Consider the following 25819-nt stretch of genomic DNA (forward strand, 5'->3'; position numbering starts at 1 on the left):
TCCAGACGGGGTGTTCATCCACAAAGCTGAAGAAAATAGCGCCTCAGGCCTGGAGGATTACCTTCATCGCCTTTTCGCGTGCGGCATTCGCAAAGACGTCATAGGCGTTCAGAATCTCATCCAGCGGGAAGCGATGGGTCACCAGCTTGCCTGGATTGACCTTACCGGATCCCAAGGTCTTCAGCAGCATGGGCGTGGTGTTGGTGCATACCAGCCCCATCGAGATGTTGATGTTCCTGATCCAGAGTTCTTCGATATGAAGCTGGACGGGTTTGCCGTGAACGCCGACGTTGGCGATGTTGCCGCCGGCCGAGACGATCTTCTGGCAGATATCGAAGGTCGCCGGAATGCCGACCGCCTCGATGGCGACGTCGACGCCTGCTCCGCCGGTGATCTCCAAAACGCGCGTAACAGCGTCTTCCGTTCCGACCTGGACCAGATCAGTGGCGCCGAACTGTTTGGCCAGTTCCAGCCGCGCCGGGTCCATGTCGATCATGATGATGCGGCCGGGCGAGTAGAACTGCGAGGTCAGCAGCACCGACATGCCCACCGGGCCGGCGCCGATTATCGCGATGGTGTCGCCCGGCTTCACCCGACCGGCCTGGACGCCGATCTCAAGCCCGGTCGGCATAATGTCCGATAGCATCACCAGCGCCTCTTCGTCAGCGCCCTCCGGGATGGGGTAGAGCGAATTGTCGCCATAGGGGATGCGGACATATTCCGCCTGGGTGCCATCGATCTTATGGCCGAGGATCCAGCCCCCGTCCGAGCAATGCGCGTAAAGCTGGCGCTTGCAGTTCGGGCAGGTCCCGCAGGAGGTGACGCAGGAAATCAGAACCGCGTCGCCCTTCTTGAAGTTGCGCACGGCTCCGCCGACTTCCTCAACCACGCCGACACCTTCATGGCCCAGCGTCCGGCCTTCGGTCACCGCGGGCACATCCCCCTTCAGGATATGAAGATCGGTGCCGCAAATCGTGGTCTTGGTCACCCGCACGATCACGTCGGTGGGTTTTTCAATGCCAGGTTTTGCCTTTTCGACCCAGTCTTTCTTGCCGGGTCCTTGATAGACGAGCGCTTTCATTCTCGTTTCCTCCTTGGGCGCTGATTGTCCGATGTCTTTACCCCGGGCCACGTCGACCCCGCCTGTCCGATTTTCGGACAGGCGGGCCTGGCAGACGCGCGCCGAAGACGAACGAATTCATCCCTGAATCGTGGAGCCTGATTCAGCGCCGACGCGAGACGCCATATTGCTCGAGCTTGAGATAGAGCGTCGAGCGTGAAATCCCGAGACGCCGCGCCGTCTCGCTCAGATTGCCGTCGCATTCGGCGACCGTGTCGAGAACATGGGCCCGTTCGCGATCGCGCAGCGTTTCCCCGCTGTCAGACCGCTCTCGCTCGGTATGGCGCTGTCCCCCTCGGCGATCCGCGAAAGAAATAATCAACCCCTGCACTTCGCCCTCCTCCGAGATCACCTCCACGTCGGCGTCGGGCAGGCCCTCGCGGATCCGTTCGGCAAGCACGCGGGCATCCTCATGGAGGCTCGCCTCATCCAGCAGATCGGCGACCGAGACGAGCCTTGCATCGATCCACCTGCTGTCGTGCGAAGCCCAGATCCTGCGGCCGTGGCGGTCAACCAGGATCCTGTCGCGGTCAAGGGACCCTGCCGCATCGAGCAGCCGTCTGATGAGCCGCTCGCGCTCCTGCAACATCGTTCCACGCAGCGTCTCCTCGATCTGCAGCGCGAGACCGACGGCGAGCGCCGCGCCCTGCCGCATGTGTTCATCGGACGGGGCCGAGACATCCACAACGCCTAGAACCCGCCCGTCCACCGGATCTCGCACGGGCGCCGCCGCACAGGACCAACGCTGGATCGCCTCGCAGAAATGCTCGACGCTGCCGATGGTGACAGGCGCGCCCAGATGCAGCGCCGTGCCGATCGCATTGGTGCCGATCGCAGTTTCCGCCCACAGTCCGCCGGGATGGAGATGGTTCTCCTCGCCGCGCGACCGGATGCGCGCGTCGCCCGCCGCCTCGAGAATGACGCCGCCGCCATCGCAAAGCAGGAGCATGGCGCCGGCATCCTCAAGCATGTCGCCCGCCTGTCGCACCGCGCTCTCTGCCGCTCGGCGCAGGCGCCAGTTCCTCGACCGGCGCCGGTTCAGTTCATCCAGAGCCAAGGATGGCGCCTGCTGAAGCGAATACAGCCCTCCATCACTGCGCGACCGGATCCATGATCCGAGCACGACTTCCCGAATCCCCTCCGGCACGCTCCCCAAGGCACGGAAGCGCTCCCAGTCCCCCTTTTGGAGGCCTTCACCCATGGGCCGTTCCATTCCCGATCAGCCAGCGAGCTTCATGCTTTCACCCTAACAAGGATCAGGATGACTCGGAACTCCGCGCACAGCCCCGTGGAGACTGAGAACCGCCACCAACCAAAACTGCGCAATCCCAACATCTTTCTCGGCCCTATGCTACATCGCGAACGCACCAGCTTTTCCGATATGCACGCTATGCTATCCGTTTATTCGACAGTTCTATTCTCGCTCTTGTCATGGCGGTTTCGAGGCTCGATCTGCCGGGTATTTGCCCGGAAGCACACCCATGTCCGCCACCAAAATACTCTGGGGCCAGATCCTCACCGTCTTCCTGATCGTCCTCGTCACGACGTGGGGCGCGACGCAGTATGTGGCCTGGCAGCTCGGCTATCAGGCGCAGCTCGGCACGCCCTGGTTCGTACTCGCCGGCGCCCCGATCTATTATCCGCCGGCGATCTTCTGGTGGTGGTACTTCTTCGACGTCTACGCGCCGAACGTCTTCGCCAGAGGCGGCATTATCGCAGCATCCGGCGGCTTCATCGCCATTGCCGTCGCCATCGGCATGTCGATCTGGCGCGCCCGCGAACAGAAGAATGTCGAGACCTATGGCTCCGCGCGATGGGCTAAGCGCGACGAGGTCAAGGCGGCAGGATTGCTCAACCCCGACGGCGTCGTGCTCGGAAAACTCGAGCGCGACTACCTGCGTCATGACGGTCCCGAGCACGTCCTGTGCTTCGCACCGACCCGATCCGGCAAGGGCGTGGGCTTGGTGGTTCCCTCACTGCTGACCTGGCCGGGCTCTGCCATCGTTCACGACATCAAGGGGGAGAACTGGCAGCTCACCGCCGGCTTCCGGTCAAAGCACGGCCGCGTGCTGCTCTTCGATCCGACCAACCCTAAATCAGCCGCCTACAATCCGCTGCTCGAGGTGCGTCGCGGCGAATGGGAGGTGCGCGACGTCCAGAACGTCGCTGACGTGCTCGTCGATCCCGAAGGCTCGCTGGAAAAGCGCAATCATTGGGAAAAGACAAGCCACTCGCTGCTGGTCGGCGCGATCCTCCACGTTCTGTATGCCGAGAAGGACAAGACGCTGGCCGGCGTCGCCGGGTTCCTGTCCGATCCGAAACGTCCGATCGAGACGACGCTTGCGGCGATGATGACCACGCCGCATCTCGGCGAAGCCGGCCCACACCCGGTCATTGCGTCGACGGCGCGCGAACTCCTCAACAAATCCGACAACGAACGCTCCGGCGTGCTGTCGACGGCCATGTCGTTCCTCGGGCTCTATCGCGATCCGGTCGTTGCCGAAGTGACCCGACGCTGCGACTGGCGCATCGCCGATCTGATCGAAGATGCGCGCCCGGCCACCCTCTATCTCGTCGTGCCGCCCTCGGACATTTCGCGCACCAAGCCGCTGATCCGTCTCGTGCTCAACCAGATCGGCCGGCGGTTGACCGAGGACCTACATGCCGAGACGCGCCGCCATCGCGTGCTGATGATGCTCGACGAGTTTCCAGCGCTCGGCCGTCTCGACTTCTTCGAGAGCGCGCTCGCCTTCATGGCCGGCTACGGCATGAAGGCCTTCCTGATCGCCCAGTCCCTGAACCAGATCGAGAAAGCCTACGGCGCCAACAACTCGATCCTCGACAACTGCCATGTGCGCGTCAGCTTCGCTACCAACGACGAGCGCACGGCGAAGCGCGTCTCGGACGCGCTCGGCACCGCGACCGAGATGAAGGCGATGAAGAACTATGCCGGCCATCGGCTGTCGCCGTGGCTAGGGCATTTGATGGTCTCGCGCTCCGAAACCGCCCGGCCGCTGCTGACGCCGGGCGAGATCATGCAGCTTCCGCCCACCGATGAGATCGTCATGCTGGCGGCCACGCCGCCGATCCGGGCCAAGAAGGCGCGCTATTTCGAGGACAAGCGCTTCGCCGAGCGGGTGCTACCACCGCCCGATCCGGCCAAGACAAGCCGAACCGCGCGAAAGGACCCCTGGACGGAGCTGAAGCCGCAAGCACCCGACGCGGCCTTGCTGGCCGAGATCCGAAAGGCCGAGCAGGACGCCGCCAACAGCGGCCTGCGACGCGAGCCCGAGCTGCCCGAGCACGTCGCGATCGTCAAGGAGACGACGGAGCAGAATCCGGCCGAAGAATTTACGGCCCTTCTCGACGACGAGCCGGAGGACGCCGCCCGCCAGCGCCAGGCGCTGCGACGCCGGATGAGCGGCATCGCTCGCCAGGTCGCCATGGACCCCAACGACAATATGGAGCTTTGAACCATGCGCGACCGCATGAATGTGTATTTCCCGCCCGACATGCTGCGCCAGATCGCCGACCTCGCCGATCGCAAGAAGATTTCGCGCTCCGCGATCGTCGAGGCGGCCGTTGCCTCCTTCCTGTCGCCGGATGGCGCCGACAAGCGCGAGGCCGCGCTCACCCGCCGTCTCGATCGGTTGACACGGCAAGTGCAGCGATTGGAGCGCGATCTCGGCGTCACCGCCGAGACACTCGCCCTGTTCGTGCGCTTCTGGCTTTCCGTCACGCCGCCGCTCGCCGGTGAGGCGCAGGCCGCAGCTCAGGTGAAGGGGCGGGAACGCTACGAGGGGTTTATCGAAACGCTCGGCCGACGCCTGCAGCAGGGGCAAAGTTTCCTGCGCGAGATTCCGGACGATGTCGTTCCCGAATCTGAGGCAGGCTCGACCGAGGACATCGACCAATAGTCATGGTCATACACAGTTCAAACTTAAGGCTGCGCCGCCGTTCGCCTGTATTTGCACGCTAGGCTACTACTACGACAAAGACTTGTTGAAACAGCCCAATTTCAGGCTCTTTTAATCGTCCCCGATCCAGGGCCGGCTGAACGGTCCCTGACCACAAGGGGACGACATGGCGGCATCTCACCACAAGTCGGAGGCGATCGCGCGCGGTGCGCGCATGCTGCGCACGGCCCTCGGGCCGGCGATCGCCCGGTTTCTGGAAGACCCGTCGATCGTCGAGGTGATGCTCAATCCCGACGGCCGGCTCTGGATCGACTGCCTGTCCGAAGGTCTCTCCGACACGGGCGAACGACTGGCGCCCGCCGATGGCGAGCGCATCGTCCGTCTCGTCGCACACCATGTCGGCGCCGAAGTTCATCCGGGTAGCCCGCGTGTCTCCGCCGAACTGCCCGAGACGGGGGAGCGGTTTGAAGGCTTGCTGCCACCCATCGTTGCGGCGCCTGCCTTCGCCATCCGCAAGCCTGCCATCGCTGTCTTCACACTCGATCACTACGTTGCCGGCGGCATCATGTCGGCGGATCAGGCCGAGGCGCTGCGCGCGGCCATCGCCTCGCGCGCAAACATTCTCGTCGCCGGCGGCACCTCGACCGGCAAGACTACACTGACCAACGCACTGCTCGCCGAAGTGGCGAAGACCACGGACCGCGTCGTCATCATCGAGGATACGCGCGAGCTGCAATGCGCCGCGCCAAACCTCGTCGCCATGCGCACCAAGGACGGTGTGGCGACGCTCTCCGATCTGGTCCGGTCCTCCCTGCGCCTGCGCCCCGACCGCATCCCGATCGGCGAGGTGCGCGGGTCCGAAGCCCTCGACCTCCTGAAAGCGTGGGGCACCGGCCATCCTGGCGGCATCGGCACCATTCACGCCGGCACCGGCATCGGCGCGCTGCGCCGTCTCGAGCAGCTCATCCAGGAAGCCGTCGTCACCGTCCCGCGCGCGCTCATCGCCGAAACCATCGATCTCGTCGCAGTGCTTGCCGGGCGCGGATCGCAGCGCCGGCTCGTCGAGCTTGCCCGTGTCGAGGGTCTCGGCCCGGAGGACGACTACCGCATCACCCCCGCAACGCAAGCCCCCAACCCAGCAGGAGATCCCTCATGAACCGCCATGCACTTCGCATCCGCCGCCATGTCGCGACGGCCGTCGCCGTTACCTATACCAGCCTAGTCCTCGCGCCCGCCGCCCACGCGTCTGGCTCGTCCATGCCGTGGGAAGCGCCGCTGCAATCAATTCTTGAGTCGATCGAAGGACCGGTCGCCAAGATCATCGCCGTCATCATCATCATCGTCACCGGCCTGACGCTGGCCTTCGGCGACACCTCGGGCGGCTTCCGCCGGCTGATCCAGATCGTCTTCGGCCTGTCGATCGCATTCGCCGCGTCGAGCTTCTTCCTGTCATTCTTCTCGTTCGGCGGCGGGGCGCTGGTCTGATGGCGGGCGGGTACGAACAGCTCGACGCGGTGCCAGGCTTCACCGTTCCGGTTCATCGCGCCTTGACCGAGCACATCCTGCTCGGCGGCGCTCCGCGCTCCATCGCCATCATGAACGGAACGCTGGCGGGGGCCGTAGGGCTCGGCCTGCGCCTCTGGCTGGTCGGTCTCGCGATCTGGGCCATCGGCCACTTCGCCGCCGTCTGGGCGGCCAAGCGCGATCCGCTCTTCGTCGAGGTCGGCCGGCGCCACCTGCGCATCCCCGGTCACCTGTCGGTCTGAGGACGGTGCCATCATGATGAACCTTGCCGAATATCGCCGCGCCGCCGCCCGCCTCGCCGACTACCTGCCCTGGGTCGCTCTCGTCGGTGAGGGCGCCGTCCTCAACAAGGACGGATCGTTCCAGCGCACGGCACGCTTCCGCGGCCCGGATCTCGACAGTGCCGTTGCCGCCGAGCTGGTCGCCGTTGCCGGGCGTCTCAACAACGCCTTCCGCCGTCTCGGCTCCGGCTGGGCGATCTTCGTCGAGGCGCAGCGCCACGAAGCCTCGACCTATCCGGAAAGCCGTTTTGCCGATCCTGCCTCGGCGCTCCTCGACGCCGAGCGCAAGGCGGCGTTTGAGGAAGCCGGGGCGCATTTCATCTCCAGCTATTTCCTGACCTTCACCTATCTGCCGCCGGCGGAAGAAGCCGCCCGCACCGAGACCTGGCTCTACGAAGGACGCGACCGCGCCGGCGTCGATCCGCACGAGATCCTACGCGGTTTCATCGATCGCACCGATCGCGTGCTGGCGCTGCTCGACGGCTTCATGCCCGAATGCGCCTGGCTCGATGACAGCGAGACGCTGACCTACCTGCATTCGACCGTCTCGACCAACCGGCACCGGGTGCGCGTGTCGGAAACCCCGATCTATCTCGACGCGCTGCTCGCCGATCAGCCGCTGACCGGTGGGCTCGAGCCGCGTCTTGGCAATGCGCATCTGCGCATCCTCACGATCATCGGCTTCCCGACCGCGACCACACCCGGAATCCTCGACGATCTCAACCGCTTGGCGTTCCCATATCGGTGGTCGACGCGGGCGATCCTGCTCGACAAGACCGACGCCACGAAGCTGCTGACGAAGATCCGCCGGCAGTGGTTCGCCAAGCGCAAATCGATCGGCGCGATCATCAAGGAGGTGATGACCAACGAGGCATCGGCGCTCGTCGACACCGATGCGGCCAACAAGGCCGCTGATGCCGATCTCGCCCTTCAGGAGCTCGGCGCCGACTATGCCGGGCAAGCCTACGTGACCGCCACCATCACTGTCTGGGACGCCGATCCCCGTATCGCCGACGAGAAGCTGCGGCTGGTCGAGAAGGTTATTCAGGGCCGCGACTTCACGGCGATGGTCGAGACCATCAATGCGGTGGACGCCTGGCTCGGTTCGCTGCCGGGCCATGTCTACGCCAATGTCCGCCAGCCGCCGATCTCGACGCTCAATCTCGCCCACATGATCCCCCTGAGCGCCGTGTGGGCGGGACCGGAACGGGATGAGCACTTCGGGTCGCCGCCCTTGCTGTACGGCAAAACCGAGGGAAGCACCCCGTTCCGGTTTTCCCTTCACGTCGGCGACGTCGGCCATACGCTTGTCGTCGGACCGACCGGCGCCGGCAAATCGGTCCTGCTCGCCCTCATGGCCCTGCAATTCCGCCGATATGAGAACTCGCAGGTTTTCGCCTTCGATTTCGGCGGCTCGATCCGGGCGGCCGCGCTCGCCATGGGTGGCGACTGGCACGACCTCGGCGGCGACCTGACCGAGGGATCGGACTTCTCCGTCTCACTCCAGCCGCTCGCCCGCGTCCATGAGATGCCCGAGCGGGCCTGGGCCGCCGACTGGCTCGTCGCCATCCTGATGCGCGAGGGCATCGCGATCACGCCCGAGGTCAAGGAGCATCTCTGGTCGGCGCTGACCTCGCTGGCCTCCGCGCCGGTCGAAGAGCGGACGATCACCGGCCTTTGCGTTCTCCTGCAATCGAACGATCTGAAGCAGGCGCTGCGCTCCTATTGCGTCGGCGGTCCCTACGGACGGCTGCTCGACGCCGAGACCGAGCATCTGGGCCAGGGCTCGGTGCAGGCGTTCGAGATCGAGGGCCTGGTCGGCACGGGCTCCGCGCCAGCCGTGCTCGCCTACCTCTTCCATCGCATCGGCGATCGTCTCGACGGCTCGCCCACGCTCCTGATCATCGACGAAGGATGGCTCGCGCTCGATGACGAAGGATTTGCGGGGCAATTGCGCGAATGGCTGAAAACACTGCGCAAGAAAAACGCCAGCGTCATCTTCGCCACCCAATCGCTCAGCGACATTGACGGTTCGGCGATCGCGCCGGCGATCATCGAAAGCTGCCCGACGCGGCTGCTGCTACCGAACGAGCGCGCTATCGAGCCGCAGATCACCGCGATCTATCGCCGCTTCGGTCTCAACGACCGGCAGATCGAGATCCTCGCGCGGGCCACGCCCAAGCGCGACTATTACTGCCAGTCGCGGCGCGGCAACCGCCTCTTCGAGCTCGGTCTCTCCGAAGTCGGACTGGCGCTCACCGCCGCATCCTCGAAATCCGACCAGGCGGCCATCGCCCGCATCTTCGCCGAGCATGGTCGCGACGGCTTCCTCGCAGCCTGGCTGCGCCTGCGCGGCGTCGACTGGGCAGTCGACCTGATCCCCGACCTCACCAACCTGGAGACACCATCATGATCCGTCGCCCGCGCGCGGCCTTGCTTGCCGCAACATTCCTTTCATTCCCCATCGCTTTGTCGCCGGTGCTCGTCGCACCCGCCGCCGCGCAGTGGATCGTCTTCGATCCGAGGAACTACGTCGAAAACGTACTCTCGGCGGCGCGCGCCATGGAGCAGATCAACAACCAGATTCAGAGCCTCCAGAACGAAGCGCAGATGCTCATCAACCAAGCCCGCAATCTCGCGAGCCTGCCGCATTCCTCACTCCAGCAGCTCCAGCAGAGTGTCCAGCGCACGCAGCAGCTTCTGAACCAGGCGCAGAACATCGCCTTCGATGTCCAACGCATCGACCAGATGTTTCAGCAGCAATACGGCAATGTCTCCATGTCAATGACGGAGCAGCAACTCGTCGCCGACGCCCGCGCGCGCTGGCAGAACACCGTGGGCAGCCTGCAGGACGCCATGCGCGTGCAAGCCGGCGTGGTCGGCAACATCGACACGAACCGTGCCGAAATGGCGACGCTGGTCGGCCAGAGCCAGGGCGCGACGGGCGCGCTCCAGGCGACCCAGGCCGGCAACCAGCTCCTCGCGCTCCAGTCGCAGCAGCTCTCCGACCTGATCGCCCTGATCTCGGCGAATGGCCGAGCCGGCGCGCTGAGCGAAGCCGAACGCGCGGCTGCGGCCGAACAGGGACGCGAACAGCGCCGCCGCTTCCTGACGCCCGGTTCCGGCTATCAGCCGGGCAACGCGCAGATGTTCAACAACGGCAACTGACACGGCGAAAGGGGGCGGCCATGGATGGCAAGATGCTGGCCCGGCTGGGCGCCGTCGTCTTCGTCGCCGTCGCCATTACCGCGACGGCGATCGAGATGACCCGAAAAGAAGAAGCTCCGGGAACGGAGCCGGTGCGCCTCATCGAGCCCGCACGCGATCCGTTGCGCGAGGCGCAACGCCGGTGCCAACAGCTTGGGCAGAGTGCCGCCAACGATCCCGACTGCCTGCGCGTCTGGGCCGAAACCCGCGACCGATTCCTCGGCCGTTCGCCGCAACCGGCTCCTTCGGCCGCGGGCGAGGGGAGATAGGTCGATGGGCGGAACAGGCGTTATCGATACATTCCTCGGGACATTCACCCGCTATATCGACTCTGGCTTTGGCCTGCTCGGCGACGAGGTGGCCTTCATCGCCACCACGCTGATCGTCATCGACGTGACGCTCGCGGCTCTCTTCTGGTCCTGGGGCGCGGACGACGACATCATCGCGCGGCTGGTCAAGAAGACGCTGTTCGTCGGCGTCTTCGCCTACATCATCGGCAACTGGAACAACCTCGCCAAGATCGTCTTCGATAGCTTTGCCGGTCTCGGCCTGAGGGGCTCCGGCACCAGCTTCACGGTCGAGGATCTCCTGCGCCCCGGCAAGGTCGCTCAGACCGGCCTCGATGCCGCTCGCCCCTTGCTCGATTCCATCTCCGACCTGATGGGCTGGGTCGCCTTCTTCGAGAACTTCATCCAGATCGCCTGCTTGCTCTTCGCCTGGGCGCTGGTGCTGCTCGCCTTCTTCATCCTGGCCGTGCAGCTCTTCGTGACGCTTATCGAATTCAAGCTCACCACCTTGGCCGGCTTCGTGCTGATCCCCTTCGGACTGTTCGGCAAGACCGCTTTCATGGCCGAACGGGTCTTGGGCAACGTCGTCTCCTCCGGCATCAAGGTGCTGGTTCTGGCCGTCGTGATCGGCATCGGCTCGACCCTGTTCTCGCAGTTCACCGCCGGCTTCGGTGGCCAGACACCGTCCATCGATGACGCCATGGCCGTCGTGCTCGCAGCACTTTCCCTTCTGGGCCTCGGCATCTTCGGCCCCGGTATTGCCAATGGCCTCGTGTCGGGCGGGCCGCAGCTTGGCGCCGGCGCAGCTGTCGGTACTGGCCTTGCCGTCGGTGGCGCAGCGCTTGCTGCCGGGGGCGCCGCGGGCCTTGCCGTGAAGGGTGGAGGGGCAGCGATCTCCGGCGGCGGCGCTGCTGTTCGCGGCGGTGCGGCCGCGGCAGGTGCGGCTTCGTCGGCCTACAGCCTCGGCTCGCTGGGACAGTCCGGCGCCGCGGGCGTCGCATCCGGCCTCGGCGGCGTTGCGCGCGCCGCGGGATCGGCCGCTGTCTCGCCGCTCAAGCGCGCCGCCGCCCGCGCATCCGAGAGCGTCAAATCCAGCTTCTCCGATGGCGCCAAGGCCGGCTTCGGCGTGACCGGTGGCTCCTCGACCATGGGAACCATTGGCGGCGCGGATGCGGCTGCCGAATCCGTCAGTCCTCAGCGCGATGGAGCCCCTGACTGGGCAAAGCGCATGAAACGCAGCCAGGCCCTCAGCCACGGCATCTCAGCCGCCGCGCACGCCGTCCGGTCCGGCGACAGCCACGGCGGCGGCTCTTCCGTCAATCTTTCCGAAAGTGACCGCTCATGAGCCTCTTCAAACGACCCGCCACCCACTACGGCAAGACGCCGGAACCAGAAACGCCTTACCAAAAGGCCGCGCAAGTCTGGGACGAGCGCATCGGCTCGGCCCGCGTGCAGGCCAAGAACTGGCGCTATATGGCGTTCGGCAGCCTGATCCTCTCGGCCGGCTTTGCCGCAGCCCTTGTCTGGCAGTCGGCGCGCGGGACCGTAGTTCCCTGGGTGGTGCAGGTGGACAACCTCGGCCAGGCCCAGACCGTCGCCCCGGCATCGGCCGACTATCGGCCGACCGATCCCCAGATCGCCTGGCACCTCGCGCGCTTCATCGAGCAGACCCGCTCGATCCCGGCCGACGCCATCATCGTGCGGCAGAACTGGCTTCGGGCCTATGAGTGGACCACGGACCGCGGCGCAGCCGCTCTCAACGACTATGCCCGCGCCAATGACCCGTTCACCCGCGTCGGCCGCCAGCAGATCGCCGTCGAGGTATCGAGCGTCATACGTGCATCGCCGGACAGCTTCCGCGTCGCCTGGACCGAGCGCCATTACGAGAACGGCCAGCTCTCCACCACCGAACGTTGGACCGCGATCCTGACGATCGTGATCCAGACGCCGCGCGACGCCGAGCGGCTGCGCGCCAATCCGCTGGGGATCTACGTCAACGCCATCAATTGGTCGCGGGAGATGAGCCAATGAGCCGCCCGACGATGAACAAACCCGCCTTTCAGCGTTTCCGTAAACCCGCATTGGCGATTGTCCTGCTTTCCGCCACCATGCTTGCGGGCTGTGCAACCAACCGGCCACCCCAGATCAGCTACGATGCCGACGTGCCGCCACTTCCGGCCGTGCCGGCGATCGTCACCGACCAGCGGCCGCGCCCATTGCATGTGCCGCCGGCCTGGACGCCGGCGCGCGGTGGTACCGCCGCCAGTACGCCGGAAGGTCGCGTCCAGAACGCCAATGCCGCCGCAAGGGTTCAGCCACGGCGCGAGGGATACTACAATTCCATCCAGATCTATCCCTGGAGCGAAGGGGCGCTCTATCAGGTCTATGCCGCCCCCGGCCAGATCACCAATATTGCACTCGAGCCGGGCGAGAGCCTGACCGGCGCCGGCCCGATCGCCGCCGGCGACACGGCGCGCTGGATCATCGGCGATACCGAGAGCGGCAGCGGCGCCGCCCGCCGCGTCCACATTCTCGTCAAGCCGACGCGCGCCGACATCACCACCAATCTCGTCGTCACGACCGATCGCCGCGTCTACATGATCGAGCTGCAATCAGGCGAAAGCCCCTATATGCCTGCCGTCGCGTGGGCCTATCCGCAGCCGCCCGCCGGTCAGCGGCAGAGCGTTCCGGCCACGCCGGTTATTCCGGCCGTTGCGGCGAGGAACTATCGCTACGGCCTGACCGGCGACACGCCGCCATGGCGGCCGGTCTCGGTCTATGACGACGGACGCCGGGTCTATGTCGAGTTCCCGCGCGGCATCGTGCAGGGCGAGATGCCACCGCTCTTCGTCATCGGATCGGACGGCGAGGCCCAGATCGTCAACAGCCGCATCTACCAGAACATCCTGATCGTCGATCGCCTCTTCGGCGCGGCCGAGCTGCGTCTCGGCGGCGGCGACCGCCAGCAGACCGTCAGGATCGTTCGTACCGACGGAAGGCCAACGTCATGAGCAACCACGAAGAAAAAAGCGAAGAGAGCGCTCCGCTCACCGGCGTCGCCGTCGATTCCACATCCACCATGCGGCTGCGTGCGGAGCCGCCGCGCGTCACGCGCCTGTCGCGCAAAGTTCTGGCCAGCGTCGGCCTCATCGCCAGCATCGGCATCGCAGGTGCGCTGATGTATGCGCTCCAGACGCGCGATGCCGGTACGGAGAACGAGGAGCTCTACTCCATCGACAACAGGCCGACGGCCGATGGCCTCGCGGGCCTGCCGCGCGACTACACCGGCCCGGTACTGGGCCCAGCTTTGCCCGGCGATCTCGGGCGGCCGATCCTCGACGCCCAGAACCGCGGCCGGCCGGTCGTGCCGCCGGCCATGGCGACACCGCAGGTCGATCCCGAGGAACAGCGCCGTCTGGCCGAGGAAGAAGCGGCCCGGACCAGCCGCGTCTTCTTCCAGACCGGCCCGAGAACGGGAGCGGCTGCCGCAACCTCTCCAGGCGTCGCCAGTCCAAATCTTGCCGGCCTCGGGCTTGCAGGCCAGTTAGGTGCCCCAACTGCCCAGGACCGGCAAAACGCCTTCCTCAACGCCGCCGTCGACAGGCGCACCGTCGCCTCAGATCGCGTCATGCCGCCAGCATCGCCCTTTGTGCTGCAGGCCGGCGCGGTGATTCCAGCCGCGCTGATCACCGGCATCCGCTCCGATCTGCCCGGTCAGATCACCGCCCAGGTGACGGAACACATCTACGACAGCCCCACCGGCCGGGTCCTGCTTGTGCCCCAGGGCACCCGAATCATCGGCGAATACAGCAACGATGTCGGTTTCGGGCAGCGCCGCGTGCTGCTCGTCTGGAATCGCCTGATCTTCCCGAACGGTCGCTCGATCGTGCTGGAGCGTCAGCCCGGAGCGGACACGCAAGGCTATGCCGGACTCGAAGATGGCGTGGACTATCACTGGTGGGATCTGGCGAAGGCTGCTGGCCTCTCGACGCTGCTCGCCGTCGGCGCTGAGCTCGCCGTCGACGATGAGGACCGCCTGATCCGCGCCATTCGCGACGGCGCACAGGACACGATCAACGACGCCGGCCAGCAGATCATCCGTCGCCAGTTGCAGGTTGCTCCCACGCTGACCATCAGACCAGGCTTCCCGGTCCGCATTATCGTCACCCGCGATTTGGTCCTCGAGCCCTACGGAGCTGCGCAATGAACAAATCGACATTCGGCCCGATCATCGAAGACAAGCCCATCAAGCTAGCGTTCGAGCGGTCGGGGGCTCTCCATCGCGATCTCGTCGCTCATGCCGATTTTCCGAACAGTCAGCATGTCTCTTAGACCAGGAGGTGAACCATGCCGGAACTGAAGCTTGGCCGGCTGCCAAAGGTCGGTCTAACGCGTCTGACGATCACGTTGCCGGAACCGCTCAAGGAAGAACTCGACCAATATGCGGCCGAGCACAGTCGACTCTACGAACCCGTGGACACCGCAGCCCTGATCCCGCACATGCTGGAAGCCTTCATCCGCTCGGATCGTGGTTGGCGCAGCCGTAAGGCCAAGGCCGGCCGAGGCCGCCAACAAGGGGTTTCTCCAACCAGCGGCACGACGCGGAACGGCAATGAAGATGATGGCTCTGCCTGACGTCGTCCTGGCCGCAGCTATAATCTTGACGCTTCTTTTGCTTCGTTCAGTAAAGGCATCAATTGCCTGCGGACTCCGCAAATCGCCGCATGGTAGGCTGGCGATCAGAGCGTTCGATCCCTGCCAGCTCTATTTGACCATGGTCGCATGAGGGCCAGAATACGCACTTACATCCCGCCCAATGCTACCCTATGATACCGCCGTCGCCATTTGCTCGGGAGGAACAGATGGTAGCCAGCATTACGAAGCGGGACTGGGAAGAGTACATGGCCATCGGGCGTGTTCCTCTCAGCGTCCGCGAGCCTGTGCTGCAAAGCTGGCAGCGCAGTGCCAGCAGCGGCATCACCAGTCTCAAGAGCGCGCCGAAGCTCGGCGAAAGCGAACTCGTGGCCCATCGCCAGGAAGCCCGCCGGTTGCGCCTTGGCGCGCGCGCCGCGCTTCAGAAGGCCGGATATCTTCTGAACCACACCGGCAACATGCTGCTTCTGTGCAGCAATAGCGGCGTCGTGCTCGATGTCGCCGGCGACGAGGTCACGCAGGCAAGGGGCCGCGAGAATCATCTGCATGTCGGCGGGCGCTGGAGCGAGTCCTCGATTGGCACCAATGCCATTGGCACCGCCATCCATCTACGCCGGCCGATACAGGTGGAACAGCGTCGAGCACTATTGCGAGGAAATCCACCGCTGGAACTGTGCCGCCACGCCGATCACCGATCCCGCCGACGGCAGACTGCTCGGCATTGTCGATATATCCTGGCCGAACGACGTTGAACAGGCGAATGCGGCAGCGCTTTCGGCCACGCTGGCGCTGCAGATCGAGGCCGATCTCGGTCGGCACCACGCGATGGAGCGAGAAAAGCTGATGGAGCGGCTGCAAATGCGCCGGCGCCGGCTTGGCTCCGACCCCGTGCTGGTGCTCGATCGCTCGGCGCGCGAAGTCTTTGCCAACGAGGATTTCCGCCGTTTGTACGACGGCAACGAAGCGCTCAACTTCCTGCGCGCCTGCATTCCCAATCTGATGGGGCAAGCGCCGGAGGATATCGCCGAAGCGCTGTCGGGCTCCCTTCCAGGCGCCGATCTGGAAGTCATCGCCGAGGGCGAGGACGCTATCGGCGTCATGCTTTCGCTGCCGCGCAGGCGACCCGTGCCGGTCAGCCATGGAGCCGAGCTCGACAAGATCGGCCGCATCGGCGCGGTGACATTCGAGCTGTGCAGGCAGGCCCGGCGACTCGCCGGAACGCATATCCCGATCCTCATCGAAGGAGAAACCGGAACCGGCAAGACCTTCCTTGCGCAGGCGATTCACCGCGCCGCCGCCCGGCCGCCCGGCAGCTTCGAGATGCTCGACTGCTCGACGCTCACCACACGAGCGCTGCGCGAGGATCTTGCACGCGAGACCCGGCGTTCCGCCATGCTGGAGCAGCTTGCGGAAAGCGGCGGCGCGCTATGCCTCGACCGGCCGGGATCCTTGCCGCCAGAGGCCCAAAAGCTGCTGCTCAGCCTGCTGGAACAGGTCAGCGCCCGCGCGTGCAACGGCATCAAGCTGTTGTCCCTGTCATCCACGCCACTTTACGACGCCATGCAGGGTGGCAGGTTCCGCGGGGATCTCTACTATCGGCTGGCCGGCGCACGGCTGATCATACCGCCTTTGCGCATGCGCCGACAGGAAATCATCCCCTCGCTGCGTATGGTAGCCGAGCGCCACGCACGCACTACGGGCAAGCGCGAACTGCGCTTCACTTCCGGCGCACTCAGCCTGCTGGAGGCCTACCACTGGCCGGGGAATCTGCTTGAGATGTCCAATCTGGTTGCGATGCTCGATGCGCTGTCGCCGAGCGGCCTGATCGACGAGAAGAACCTGCCGGCCGAAATGCGTCGCCGGTCCGAGCGCAGGGAAGAGCATACGCTGCGCGGTTCTGAAAAAGCCGAGATCCTCGAAGCAATCGAGTTTGCGGACGGAAATCTCACCGAAGCCGCGCGCCGGCTGGGTATCGCCCGCTCCACGCTCTATCTCAAGCTCGACAGCTACGGCATCGCTCGCACGCGCAAGTCCTGATCTTCGCGTCCGCAACATGTCCGTCAGGGCGTCCGAAAATCGGACGTCCGATGGTGCATTTCTGAATCCACATTTTCCCCTGCGGCCAATCCCGATCTTGCGGGTCTGGCCATGAAGGGAGGAATCAGAATGCAGTTGGACAAACAAACCAAACGAACGGTGCAGGTGCTCGGGATCGATGCCGGCGGCACCATGACCGACACGTTCTTCGTCGATTCCAATGGCGAGTTCGTCGTTGGCAAGGCGCAATCGACACCTGAAAACGAAGCACTCGGGCTGATCGAAAGCTCGCGTGACGGTCTGGGCCAATGGGGTCTCAATCTGCAGGAGGCGCTCTCGACCATCCAAACCGGCGTCTATTCCGGCACGGCGATGCTCAACCGCGTGGTACAGCGCAAAGGCCTGCGCACCGGCCTCATCGTCAATGCCGGCATGGAGGATTTCCATCGCATGGGGCGGGCGATCCAGGCGTATCTGGGCTTCGCCTATGAGGACCGCATCCACCTTAATACCCACTATTACGACGAGCCGCTGGTTCCCCGCCACCTCACGCGCGGCGTGATGGAGCGCGTCGATATGTTCGGCAAGGTGGTCATCCCACTGCGCGAGGACACCGCTCGGAAAGCCGCGCGAGACCTGATCGATCAGGACGTGGAGGGCATCGTCATCTCGTTGCTGCACAGCTACCGCAACCCTGCCCATGAGCGCCGGGTGCGGGACATCGTGCAGGAGGAAATCGAGAAATGGGGCAAGAAGATCCCGGTCTTCGCCTCGACCGACTACTATCCGGTGCGCAAGGAAACCCACCGCACCAACACTACCATCCTCGAGGCTTTCGCGGCCGAGCCTTCGCGCGAGACGTTGCGCAAGATCGGGAGCGCCTTCAAAGAGAACGGCTCCAAGTTCGACTTCCGCGTCATGGCCACCCACGGCGGTACCATCTCGTGGAAAGCCAAGGAGCTTGCCCGCACCATCGTCTCCGGTCCGATCGGGGGCGTCATCGGCGCCAAATATCTGGGAGAGGTGCTGGGCTACAAGAACATCGCCTGCTCCGATATCGGCGGCACCTCCTTCGACGTGGCACTGATCACGCAGGGCGAGCTCACCATCCGCAACGATCCCGACATGGCGCGTCTGGTTCTATCGCTGCCGCTGGTGGCGATGGACTCTGTTGGCGCAGGCGCCGGCTCCTTCATCCGCCTCGACCCTTACACCAAGGCGATCAAGCTCGGACCGGACAGCGCCGGGTATCGCGTGGGCGTGTGTTGGGCCGAATCCGGCATTGAAACGGTGACGATTTCCGACTGTCATGTCATTCTCGGCTATCTCAACCCCGACAACTTCCTCGGCGGACAGGTCAAGCTCGACCGCGAGCGCGCCTGGAACGCGATGAAAGAGCAGATCGCCGATCCGCTCGGCCTGTCGGTCGAAGAAGCGGCCGCCGGCGTGATCGAACTGCTGGACAGCGATCTGCGCGACTATCTGCGCTCCATGATCTCGGGCAAGGGTTATTCGCCCACCTCCTTCACCTGCTTTTCCTATGGCGGCGCGGGTCCGGTCCACACCTATGGCTACACCGAAGGTCTGGGCTTTGAGGACGTCATCGTGCCGGCATGGGCGGCGGGCTTCTCGGCCTTCGGCTGCGCGGCGGCGGATTTTGAATACCGTTACGACAAATCGCTCGACATCAACATCGCCGAGGATGCTTCCGACAAGGCCAAGGCGGCAGAGGCGCGGGTGCTCAACGAGGCATGGGCCGAGCTGACGGAGCGCGTGCTGGAGGAGTTCGAACTCAACGGCTACTCGCGTGACCAGGTGCAGCTCCAGCCGGGCTACCGCATGCAGTATCGCGGCCAGCTCAACGACCTCGAGATCGAAAGCCCGATCAAGAGCGCTTCCACGCCCGATGATTGGGACGCACTGGTTGATGCCTTCAACGACACTTATGGCCGCGTCTATGCCGCTTCGGCCCGCTCGCCGGAGCTCGGCTATTCGGTCACCGGCGCGATCATGCGCGGCACCGTGCCGATCCCGCGCCCCAGGATCCCGAAGGAACCCGAGGGTGAGTCGACGCCACCCGAGAGCGCAAAGCTCGGAACGCGCAAGTTCTACCGCAAGGGCAAATGGGTCGACGCGCAGATCTACCAGATGGAGACGCTGCGGCCCGGCAACCGCATCGCCGGCCCCGCCATCATCGAATCCGACGCCACGACCTTCGTCGTGCCCGGCGGCTTCGAGACCTGGCTCGACGGCCACCGGCTGTTCCATCTCAAGGAAGTGTAACGGCCTGAAGGGAGGAGAACCCACATGAACATCCAGACCAAGATCCGCGGCATCGTGCGCGGCGGCCAGACCCTCAAGCAACATCGCGACGAGGTGCTGGCGAAGACCAAGTCCACCGGACATTACGCAGGCCTCAAGGAAAGAGCGCTGCAGAAGTCCAACCCGATCCTCTATAACAAGCTGTTCTCACGACTTCGCGCCGGCGTCGTCGATGCCCGCGAGACGGCCAAGAAGATCGCGGCGAGTCCGATCGTGGAGCAGGAGGGCGAGCTGTGCTTCACCCTCTACAACGCGGCGGGCGATGCAATCCTCACCTCCACCGGCATCATCATCCATGTCGGCACCATGGGCGCGGCGATCAAATACATGATCGAGAACGGCTGGGAGGAGAATCCAGGCATCAAGGACCGGGACATCTTCTGCAACAACGACTCGCTCATCGGTAATGTGCACCCCTGCGACATTCATACCATCGTGCCGATCTTCCACGAGGGCGAGCTGATCGGCTGGGTCGGCGGCGTCACCCACGTCATCGACACCGGCGCGGTCGGTCCCGGCTCCATGTGCACAGGCCAGGTGCAGCGCTTCGGCGACGGCTATTCTGTGACCTGCCGCAAGATCGGCGAAAACGACACGCTGTTCCGCGACTGGTTGCACGAATCGCAGCGCATGGTGCGCACCACGCGCTACTGGATGCTGGATGAACGTACCCGTGTCGCGGGCTGTCACATGATCCGCAAGCTGGTCGAGGAGGTGGTTGCCGACGAGGGCATCGAAGCCTTCTGGAAGTTTGCCTACGAGGCGGTGGAGCATGGCCGTGTCGGCCTGCAGAACCGCATCAAGGCGATGACCATCCCCGGCAAGTACCGTCAGGTGGGCTTCGTCGACGTGCCCTACGCGCATGAGGACGTGCGCGTGCCGTCCGACTTCGCCAAGGTCGACACGATCATGCACACGCCCTCCGAGATGACCATCCGTCCGGACGGCACATGGCGTCTCGACTTCGAGGGATCGAGCCGGTGGGGCTGGCACACCTATAACGCCCATGCCGTCTCCTTCACCTCGGGGATCTGGGTAATGATGACCCAGACACTGATCCCGACCGAGATGATCAATGACGGCGCGGCCTACGGCACCGAGTTCCGGCTGCCCAAAGGCACCTGGATGAACCCGGACGACCGGCGCGTGGCCTTCGCCTATAGCTGGCACTTCCTCGTTTCGTCGTGGACCTCGCTGTGGCGGGGCCTGAGCCGTGCCTATTTCGGGCGCGGCTATCTGGAAGAGGTCAATGCCGGCAACGCCAACACCTCGAACTGGCTGCAGGGTGGCGGCTTCAACCAGTATGACGAGATCCATGCCGTCAACTCGTTCGAATGCGCGGCCAATGGCGTTGGCGCCTCTGCCATCGGCGACGGCATCAGCCACGCCGCCGCGATCTGGAACCCGGAAGGCGACATGGGCGACATGGAGATTTGGGAACTGGCCGAGCCACTCATCTATCTCGGCCGCGAGATCAAGGCGTCGTCAGGCGGTGCCGGCAAGTATCGCGGCGGCTGCGGCTTCCAGTCTCTGCGCATGGTTTGGAACGCCAAGGACTGGACCATGTTCTTCATGGGCAATGGCCACATCAGCTCCGACTGGGGCCTGATGGGCGGTTATCCTGCTGCCTCCGGCTACCGCTTCGCCGCGCATGATACTGGCCTGAAGAAGATCATCGAGGAGGGTGGAGCCATCCCACATGGTGGCGATGCCGATCCGGAGAACCCGGTCTGGGATGCACTGCTGCCGGAAGCGAAGATCAAACGCGACAAGCAGGCCATTACCACCGAGGAGATGTTCAAGGACTACGACCTCTACCTCAACTACATGCGTGGCGGCCCCGGCTTCGGCGACCCGCTCGACCGCGAGCCGCAGAAGGTGGCCGATGACGTCAACGGCGGCTATCTGCTCGAACGCTTCGCCGACAGCGTCTACGGCGTGGTGCTGGTGAAGTCGGCCGACGGGCTGCTGGGTATGGACGAGGCCCGTACCGAGGCGAGACGCGCCGAAATCCGCAAGGAGCGTCTGGCCAAAGCCGTGCCCACCAAGGCGTGGATGGCGAAAGAGCGCGAGCGCATCCTGGCCAAGGACGCGGGCGTGCATGTCCAGCAGATGTATGCCGCCTCTTTCAAGCTGGGGCCGCGCTGGGAGGAAGGATTCCGCGAGTTCTGGGATCTGCCGGTCGACTGGCAGCTTCTGGAGGCCGACCTGCCGATCCCGTCTTACGGCCGGGAATACTCCATGGACCTGTCCGAACTGCCGGACGTCAAGACTGTCCAGTTCGTCGAGGAATGATGCGCTGCTGGCGCTCCGCAAGGGGCGCCCAGCACCCACCTGGAGCGCCGTGCGTCCGGCCGGACGCACCAAGGACGCTCTGAGATTTTGATCGAGCATCGAAGCAATCCCAAAACCGCACGCACTTTTCGGTTCGATGCTCCCAGGGAGGAACGGAAATGGCTTACACAAAAGCGAAGATCAAGGACCTCGTCCACGGCAAGATCGACCGCGACACGCTGCACACCATGCTCTCCACCCCAAAGGATCGGGAGCGCTTCCAGATGTATCTGGAGATCCTGCAGGAGCAGGTGCCGTGGGACGACAGGATCGTCCTGCCACTCGGCCCCAAGCTCTACATCGTGCAGCGCCCGAGCGACAAACGCTGGGTCGTCAAGAGCCATGCGGGGCATGAGTTCTGTGACTGGCGTGAGAACTGGAAGCTGCACGCGGTGATGCGGGTGCGCGAGACACCGGAAGAGATGGAGGAACTCTATCCGAAGCTGATGGCCCCCACCAGCACCTGGCAGGTCATCCGCGAATATTACTGCCCGAAATCGGGCGACTTGCTCGACGTCGAGGCGCCGACGCCTTGGTATCCAGTGATCCACGATTTCGAGCCGGACATCGACACTTTCTACCAGGAATGGCTCGGGCTGGCACTCCCTGAGCGAGTAGAGGCCGTATAGCAGCCGCCTCATCCACTACAGCGGGCACGGCTTTCACGTGCCGTGCCCGCTGCAACAAATCTGGCGCGATCATGCCCTCCGGCTGGAGCCATGCCTGCCTTTGCGGGTGCGGTTCTCACAACGGCGCAGCGGGGCGTCCTGAAGGTGGCAATCACGCCGTAACTGGCAGCATACCTTCCGAACAATTCTATGTGGCGGCTCTTCAAGGGTCCCCTCCCGGTCAAGTTTCGATTGGAACGCTCGATGAGAAAGGTCTTTCAAAACGCGGTCGAAGCACTCGCGGACATCCTGACCGACGGCATGACGATCATGTCTGGCGGCTTCGGCCTTTGCGGCATTCCCATGACTCTCATCGAGGCGATCCGCGCTTCCGGCGTGCGCGACCTCACCGTCGTTTCCAACAATGCCGGCGTCGACGGCTACGGCCTCGGCATCCTGCTGGAGACGCGTCAGATCAGGAAGATGATCTCCTCTTATGTCGGCGAGAACAAGCTGTTCGCCGAGCAGTATCTTGCAGGCGATCTTGAGCTTGAATTCAATCCGCAAGGCACGCTTGCCGAGCGCATTCGCGCCGGCGGGGCGGGCATTCCCGCCTTCTTCACCCGCACCGGCGTTGGCACGCTCGTGGCTGAAGGCAAGGAGGTACGCGCCTTCGGCGGGATCGACCATGTGATGGAGACCGGCCTGTTCGCGGACCTCGCCATCGTCCATGCGTACAAGGCCGACACCGAAGGCAATCTGGTGTTCCGCAAGACGGCCCGTAACTTCAATCCGGTGATGGCGACGGCCGCCCGCGTCACCGTGGCGGAGGTCGAGCATCTGGTTGAAGCGGGTGAGATCGATCCCGACCATGTCCATACGCCCGGCATTTATGTGCAGCGCATCGTGCAAGTGCCGAACCCTGAAAAGCGCATCGAGCAGCGCACGGTGCGCCCGGTACGCCAGACGGAAGACGCCTGACATGGCCTGGACGCGAGAGCAGATGGCGGCCCGCGCAGCACGCGAAATCCGCGACGGCTTCTACGTCAATCTGGGCATAGGCATTCCGACGCTGGTGGCCAACTATATTCCCAATGGGGTCGACGTCACCCTGCAGAGCGAGAACGGCATGCTCGGCATGGGGCCGTTCCCGTATGAGGGCGAGGAGGACTCCGACCTTATCAACGCCGGCAAGCAGACCATCACCGAGCTGCCGAAGACCAGCTATTTCTCGTCCGCTGACAGCTTTGCCATGATCCGCGGCGGCCATATCGACCTGTCGATCCTCGGCGCGATGCAGGTGTCAGAATGCGGCGACATCGCCAACTGGATGATTCCCGGCAAGATGGTGAAAGGCATGGGCGGGGCCATGGACCTCGTGGCCGGGGTGAAACGTGTCGTGGTGGTGATGGAGCACGCGGCGCGAGGTGAGCCGAAACTCCTGAAATCCTGTACCCTGCCGCTAACCGGACAGCGCGTCGTCGATCTCGTCATTACCGATCTTGGCGTGTTTCGTCTGGCGCGCGAAGGGGCGCAGCCCATGACGTTGATTGAGCTTGCCGACGGCGTTGCGCTGGACGAGATCAGGGCCAAAACACGGGCGTCGTTCGACTTGCAGATCGGCTGACCAGGCTGTTTGGGGAGCGAGCAACGATGCTCGCGGCGCTCGGCTTAGTCGTTACGCCGCCGCGCCAAACGATACGTACCTCGGCCCGGTCGCGGGCGCTGCGGTGCCCGGTCGCGAGGTTGTATTGGCCCGCTTGCTGGAGGTTTTGCTGATCGAGGCCTTGCGATCAACCACGGGACCGGCTTCGGTACCTGGCCTGCTGCGCGGACTTTGCGACGATCGGCTTGCCGTCGCGCCGCGGGAGATGCACGAACGCCCGGGCAAGAGTTGGTCAGTCATGAATCTCGCGAAGGCGGCCGCGCTTTCACGCTCGACATTTTTCGACCGGTTCCGGCGCGAAGTCGGCGTTGCGCCGATGGAATACCTCCTGGGCTGGCGCATGGCCCTGGCGAAGGACCTGCTGAGGCGGGAAAGACTCAGCGTAACCCAAGTGGCCGAACGCGTGGGTTATAGCTCGGCAAGCACGTTCAGCGTCGCGTTCTCGCGACACGCTGGAACGCCGCCAGCGTACTACGCGATGGTGTTCCACCGCGTGGTGTAGCTGGCGGCATTGGTGGCCGCGCTTTCCGGCTTGGCCGGGTTGATCAGCGCGCCACGGCTGGCAGGCTGATGAGGGGATCATCGCTCAACTGGCCGACGCTTTCCAGTGTCATGTAGCGGGAGCGCTGGACGGCCCACTCGTCGTTCTGTTCGAGCATGATGGCGCCGACGAGGCGAACGATGGCGTCGTCGTTGGGGAAGATGCCGACCACGTCGGTGCGCCGCTTGATCTCGCCGTTGAGACGCTCGATGGGGTTCGTCGAATGCAGCTTCGCCCGGTGCTCCTTCGGGAAGGTCATGTAGGCGAGCACGTCGGGCTCGGCGTCATCAAGGATGGCAGCGAGCTTTGGCACCTTCGGCCGGATCTGGTCGGCGACGGCCCGCCACTGGGCGCTGGCGGCCTCCGGTGTCTCCTGCGCGAAGGCGGTGGCGATGAAGGCGGAGACGACGCGACGACCGCTCTTGCCGGCATGGGCCAGCACGTTCCTCATGAAGTGGACGCGGCAGCGCTGCCAGGTCGCCGAGAGAACCTTGGTGACGGCGGCCTTGAGGCCTTCATGGGCGTCGGACACGACCAGCTTCACGCCGCGCAGGCCGCGGCGGGTGAGCTTGCGCAGGAACTCGGTCCAGATCGGCTCGGCCTCTGACGTGCCGACCTCCATGCCCAGCACCTCGCGCCGGCCGTCGCTGTTGACGCCGACCGCGATGATCACCGCGACCGAGACGATGCGGCCGCCACGGCGCACCTTGAGGTAGGTCGCGTCGATCCACAGATACGGCCAGTCGCCTTCGATCGGCCGTTCGAGGAAGGCCTTCACCTTGCCGTCGATCTCCTCGCACAGCCGGCTGACCTGGCTCTTCGAGATGCCGCTCATGCCCATGGCCTTGACCAGGTCGTCGACCGAGCGCGTCGAGATGCCCTGGACATAGGCTTCCTGGATCACCGCCGTCAGCGCCTTCTCGGCCATGCGGCGCGGCTCCAGGAAGCCTGGGAAGTAGGATCCCTTCCTCAGCTTCGGGATGCGCAGCTCGACGGTGCCGGCCCGCGTCTCCCAGTCCCGGTCGCGATAGCCGTTGCGCTGGGCGGTTCGCAGTGGCGACTTCTCGCCCCAGGCGGCACCGGTTGCGGCGCCCACCTCCATCTCCATCAGCTTCTCGGCGGCAAAGCCGATCATCTCGCGCAGCAGATCGGCATCCGCGCTCTTCTCCACGAGCGCACGCAGGTTCATCATGTCGTCGGTCATCGGTGTTCCTTCCAGTGAGGACTTGGCTTCGACAACCAGACCCTACCGGAAAGCGCCGATGACCACCGTGCTACTCAGCTACACCACGTCTAGGGACGTCACCTACTACGCGCGCGCA

24 protein-coding genes and 1 pseudogene are annotated in these 25819 nt (G+C 64.6%); 22 read left to right on the forward strand and 3 right to left on the reverse strand.

Annotation, left to right across the window (positions count from 1 at the left end):
• Positions 1-43: 43 nt before the first annotated feature.
• Entirely contained in the window at positions 44-1081 is a 1038-nt protein-coding gene (locus tag RCF49_RS14135; protein WP_183319143.1) for a zinc-dependent alcohol dehydrogenase family protein, read from the reverse strand.
• Between the two features lie 142 nt (positions 1082-1223).
• Positions 1224-2321 (reverse strand): helix-turn-helix domain-containing protein, encoded by a 1098-nt coding sequence (locus tag RCF49_RS14140; RefSeq protein ID WP_183319145.1) that lies wholly within the window; start codon positions 2319-2321, stop codon positions 1224-1226.
• Between the two features lie 280 nt (positions 2322-2601).
• Between RCF49_RS14140 and RCF49_RS14145 the strand changes: the two genes are divergently transcribed.
• From RCF49_RS14145 to RCF49_RS14250, 22 genes and pseudogenes are all read left to right on the forward strand, one after another.
• Entirely contained in the window at positions 2602-4593 is a 1992-nt protein-coding gene (locus RCF49_RS14145) for a conjugal transfer protein TraG (RefSeq protein WP_342640484.1), read from the forward strand.
• Between the two features lie 3 nt (positions 4594-4596).
• Complete coding sequence (locus RCF49_RS14150) at positions 4597-5037, forward strand: CopG family transcriptional regulator (protein ID WP_342640485.1); 441 nt, start codon at positions 4597-4599, stop codon at positions 5035-5037.
• A gap of 166 nt (positions 5038-5203) precedes the next feature.
• Entirely contained in the window at positions 5204-6193 is a 990-nt protein-coding gene (gene trbB / locus RCF49_RS14155) for a P-type conjugative transfer ATPase TrbB (protein ID WP_342640486.1), read from the forward strand.
• Positions 6190-6522 (forward strand): TrbC/VirB2 family protein, encoded by a 333-nt coding sequence (locus tag RCF49_RS14160; RefSeq protein ID WP_342640487.1) that lies wholly within the window; start codon positions 6190-6192, stop codon positions 6520-6522. The genes trbB and RCF49_RS14160 overlap by 4 nt, the downstream gene beginning before the upstream one ends.
• A complete protein-coding gene (locus RCF49_RS14165) occupies positions 6522-6803 on the forward strand; it encodes a VirB3 family type IV secretion system protein (protein ID WP_342640488.1) in 282 nt (93 codons plus the stop codon). The genes RCF49_RS14160 and RCF49_RS14165 overlap by 1 nt, the downstream gene beginning before the upstream one ends.
• A gap of 13 nt (positions 6804-6816) precedes the next feature.
• On the forward strand, positions 6817-9255 hold the full coding sequence (gene trbE / locus RCF49_RS14170; protein WP_342640489.1) for a conjugal transfer protein TrbE: 2439 nt from the start codon (positions 6817-6819) through the stop codon (positions 9253-9255).
• Positions 9252-10010, forward strand: coding sequence for a P-type conjugative transfer protein TrbJ (gene trbJ / locus RCF49_RS14175; RefSeq protein WP_342640490.1), 759 nt, complete (start codon positions 9252-9254; stop codon positions 10008-10010). Before trbE ends, trbJ begins: the two co-directional genes overlap by 4 nt.
• A gap of 20 nt (positions 10011-10030) precedes the next feature.
• Positions 10031-10318 (forward strand): putative entry exclusion protein TrbK-alt, encoded by a 288-nt coding sequence (gene trbK-alt / locus RCF49_RS14180; protein WP_342640491.1) that lies wholly within the window; start codon positions 10031-10033, stop codon positions 10316-10318.
• A gap of 4 nt (positions 10319-10322) precedes the next feature.
• The gene (trbL, locus tag RCF49_RS14185; RefSeq protein WP_342640492.1) at positions 10323-11681 is read left to right on the forward strand and encodes a P-type conjugative transfer protein TrbL; all 1359 of its coding nucleotides are present in this window, start codon (positions 10323-10325) and stop codon (positions 11679-11681) included.
• Complete coding sequence (gene trbF, locus RCF49_RS14190) at positions 11678-12367, forward strand: conjugal transfer protein TrbF (protein WP_342640493.1); 690 nt, start codon at positions 11678-11680, stop codon at positions 12365-12367. Before trbL ends, trbF begins: the two co-directional genes overlap by 4 nt.
• Positions 12364-13347 (forward strand): P-type conjugative transfer protein TrbG, encoded by a 984-nt coding sequence (gene trbG, locus RCF49_RS14195; RefSeq protein WP_342640494.1) that lies wholly within the window; start codon positions 12364-12366, stop codon positions 13345-13347. Before trbF ends, trbG begins: the two co-directional genes overlap by 4 nt.
• Positions 13348-13415: 68 nt before the next feature.
• Positions 13416-14543: a TrbI/VirB10 family protein gene (locus tag RCF49_RS14200; protein WP_432807404.1), complete on the forward strand. Its 1128-nt coding sequence runs from the start codon at positions 13416-13418 to the stop codon at positions 14541-14543.
• Positions 14540-14668, forward strand: a complete 129-nt coding sequence (locus RCF49_RS14205) for a DUF2274 domain-containing protein (protein ID WP_342640496.1) — start codon at positions 14540-14542, stop codon at positions 14666-14668. The genes RCF49_RS14200 and RCF49_RS14205 overlap by 4 nt, the downstream gene beginning before the upstream one ends.
• Positions 14669-14683: 15 nt before the next feature.
• Positions 14684-14971 (forward strand): DUF2274 domain-containing protein, encoded by a 288-nt coding sequence (locus tag RCF49_RS14210; RefSeq protein ID WP_342640497.1) that lies wholly within the window; start codon positions 14684-14686, stop codon positions 14969-14971.
• 266 nt (positions 14972-15237) lie between these two features.
• Positions 15238-15741 carry a hypothetical protein gene (locus tag RCF49_RS14215; protein WP_342640498.1) on the forward strand — a complete coding sequence of 168 codons (504 nt, stop codon included), beginning with the start codon at positions 15238-15240 and terminating at the stop codon, positions 15739-15741.
• A gap of 136 nt (positions 15742-15877) precedes the next feature.
• On the forward strand, positions 15878-17026 hold the full coding sequence (locus tag RCF49_RS14220; protein WP_342640499.1) for a sigma 54-interacting transcriptional regulator: 1149 nt from the start codon (positions 15878-15880) through the stop codon (positions 17024-17026).
• Between the two features lie 129 nt (positions 17027-17155).
• Complete coding sequence (locus tag RCF49_RS14225; RefSeq protein ID WP_183319037.1) at positions 17156-19309, forward strand: hydantoinase/oxoprolinase family protein; 2154 nt, start codon at positions 17156-17158, stop codon at positions 19307-19309.
• A gap of 24 nt (positions 19310-19333) precedes the next feature.
• Positions 19334-21643 (forward strand): hydantoinase B/oxoprolinase family protein, encoded by a 2310-nt coding sequence (locus tag RCF49_RS14230; protein ID WP_183319039.1) that lies wholly within the window; start codon positions 19334-19336, stop codon positions 21641-21643.
• Between the two features lie 158 nt (positions 21644-21801).
• Positions 21802-22311: an acetone carboxylase subunit gamma gene (locus RCF49_RS14235; RefSeq protein ID WP_183319041.1), complete on the forward strand. Its 510-nt coding sequence runs from the start codon at positions 21802-21804 to the stop codon at positions 22309-22311.
• 243 nt (positions 22312-22554) lie between these two features.
• On the forward strand, positions 22555-23271 hold the full coding sequence (locus RCF49_RS14240) for a CoA transferase subunit A (RefSeq protein ID WP_183319043.1): 717 nt from the start codon (positions 22555-22557) through the stop codon (positions 23269-23271).
• 1 nt (position 23272) lies between these two features.
• Positions 23273-23917, forward strand: a complete 645-nt coding sequence (locus RCF49_RS14245) for a 3-oxoacid CoA-transferase subunit B (protein WP_183319045.1) — start codon at positions 23273-23275, stop codon at positions 23915-23917.
• Positions 23918-24011: 94 nt separating this feature from the next.
• A pseudogene (locus tag RCF49_RS14250) lies at positions 24012-24458 on the forward strand (helix-turn-helix transcriptional regulator); the annotation flags it as partial.
• A gap of 43 nt (positions 24459-24501) precedes the next feature.
• Here the strand turns inward: RCF49_RS14250 and RCF49_RS14255 are convergent.
• Entirely contained in the window at positions 24502-25701 is a 1200-nt protein-coding gene (locus RCF49_RS14255) for an IS256 family transposase (RefSeq protein WP_342640474.1), read from the reverse strand.
• Between the last annotated feature and the right edge of the window lie 118 nt (positions 25702-25819).

It is taken from the genome of Rhodoligotrophos sp. CJ14 (genome assembly GCF_038811545.1).
GTDB lineage: Bacteria > Pseudomonadota > Alphaproteobacteria > Rhizobiales > Im1 > Rhodoligotrophos > Rhodoligotrophos ferricapiens.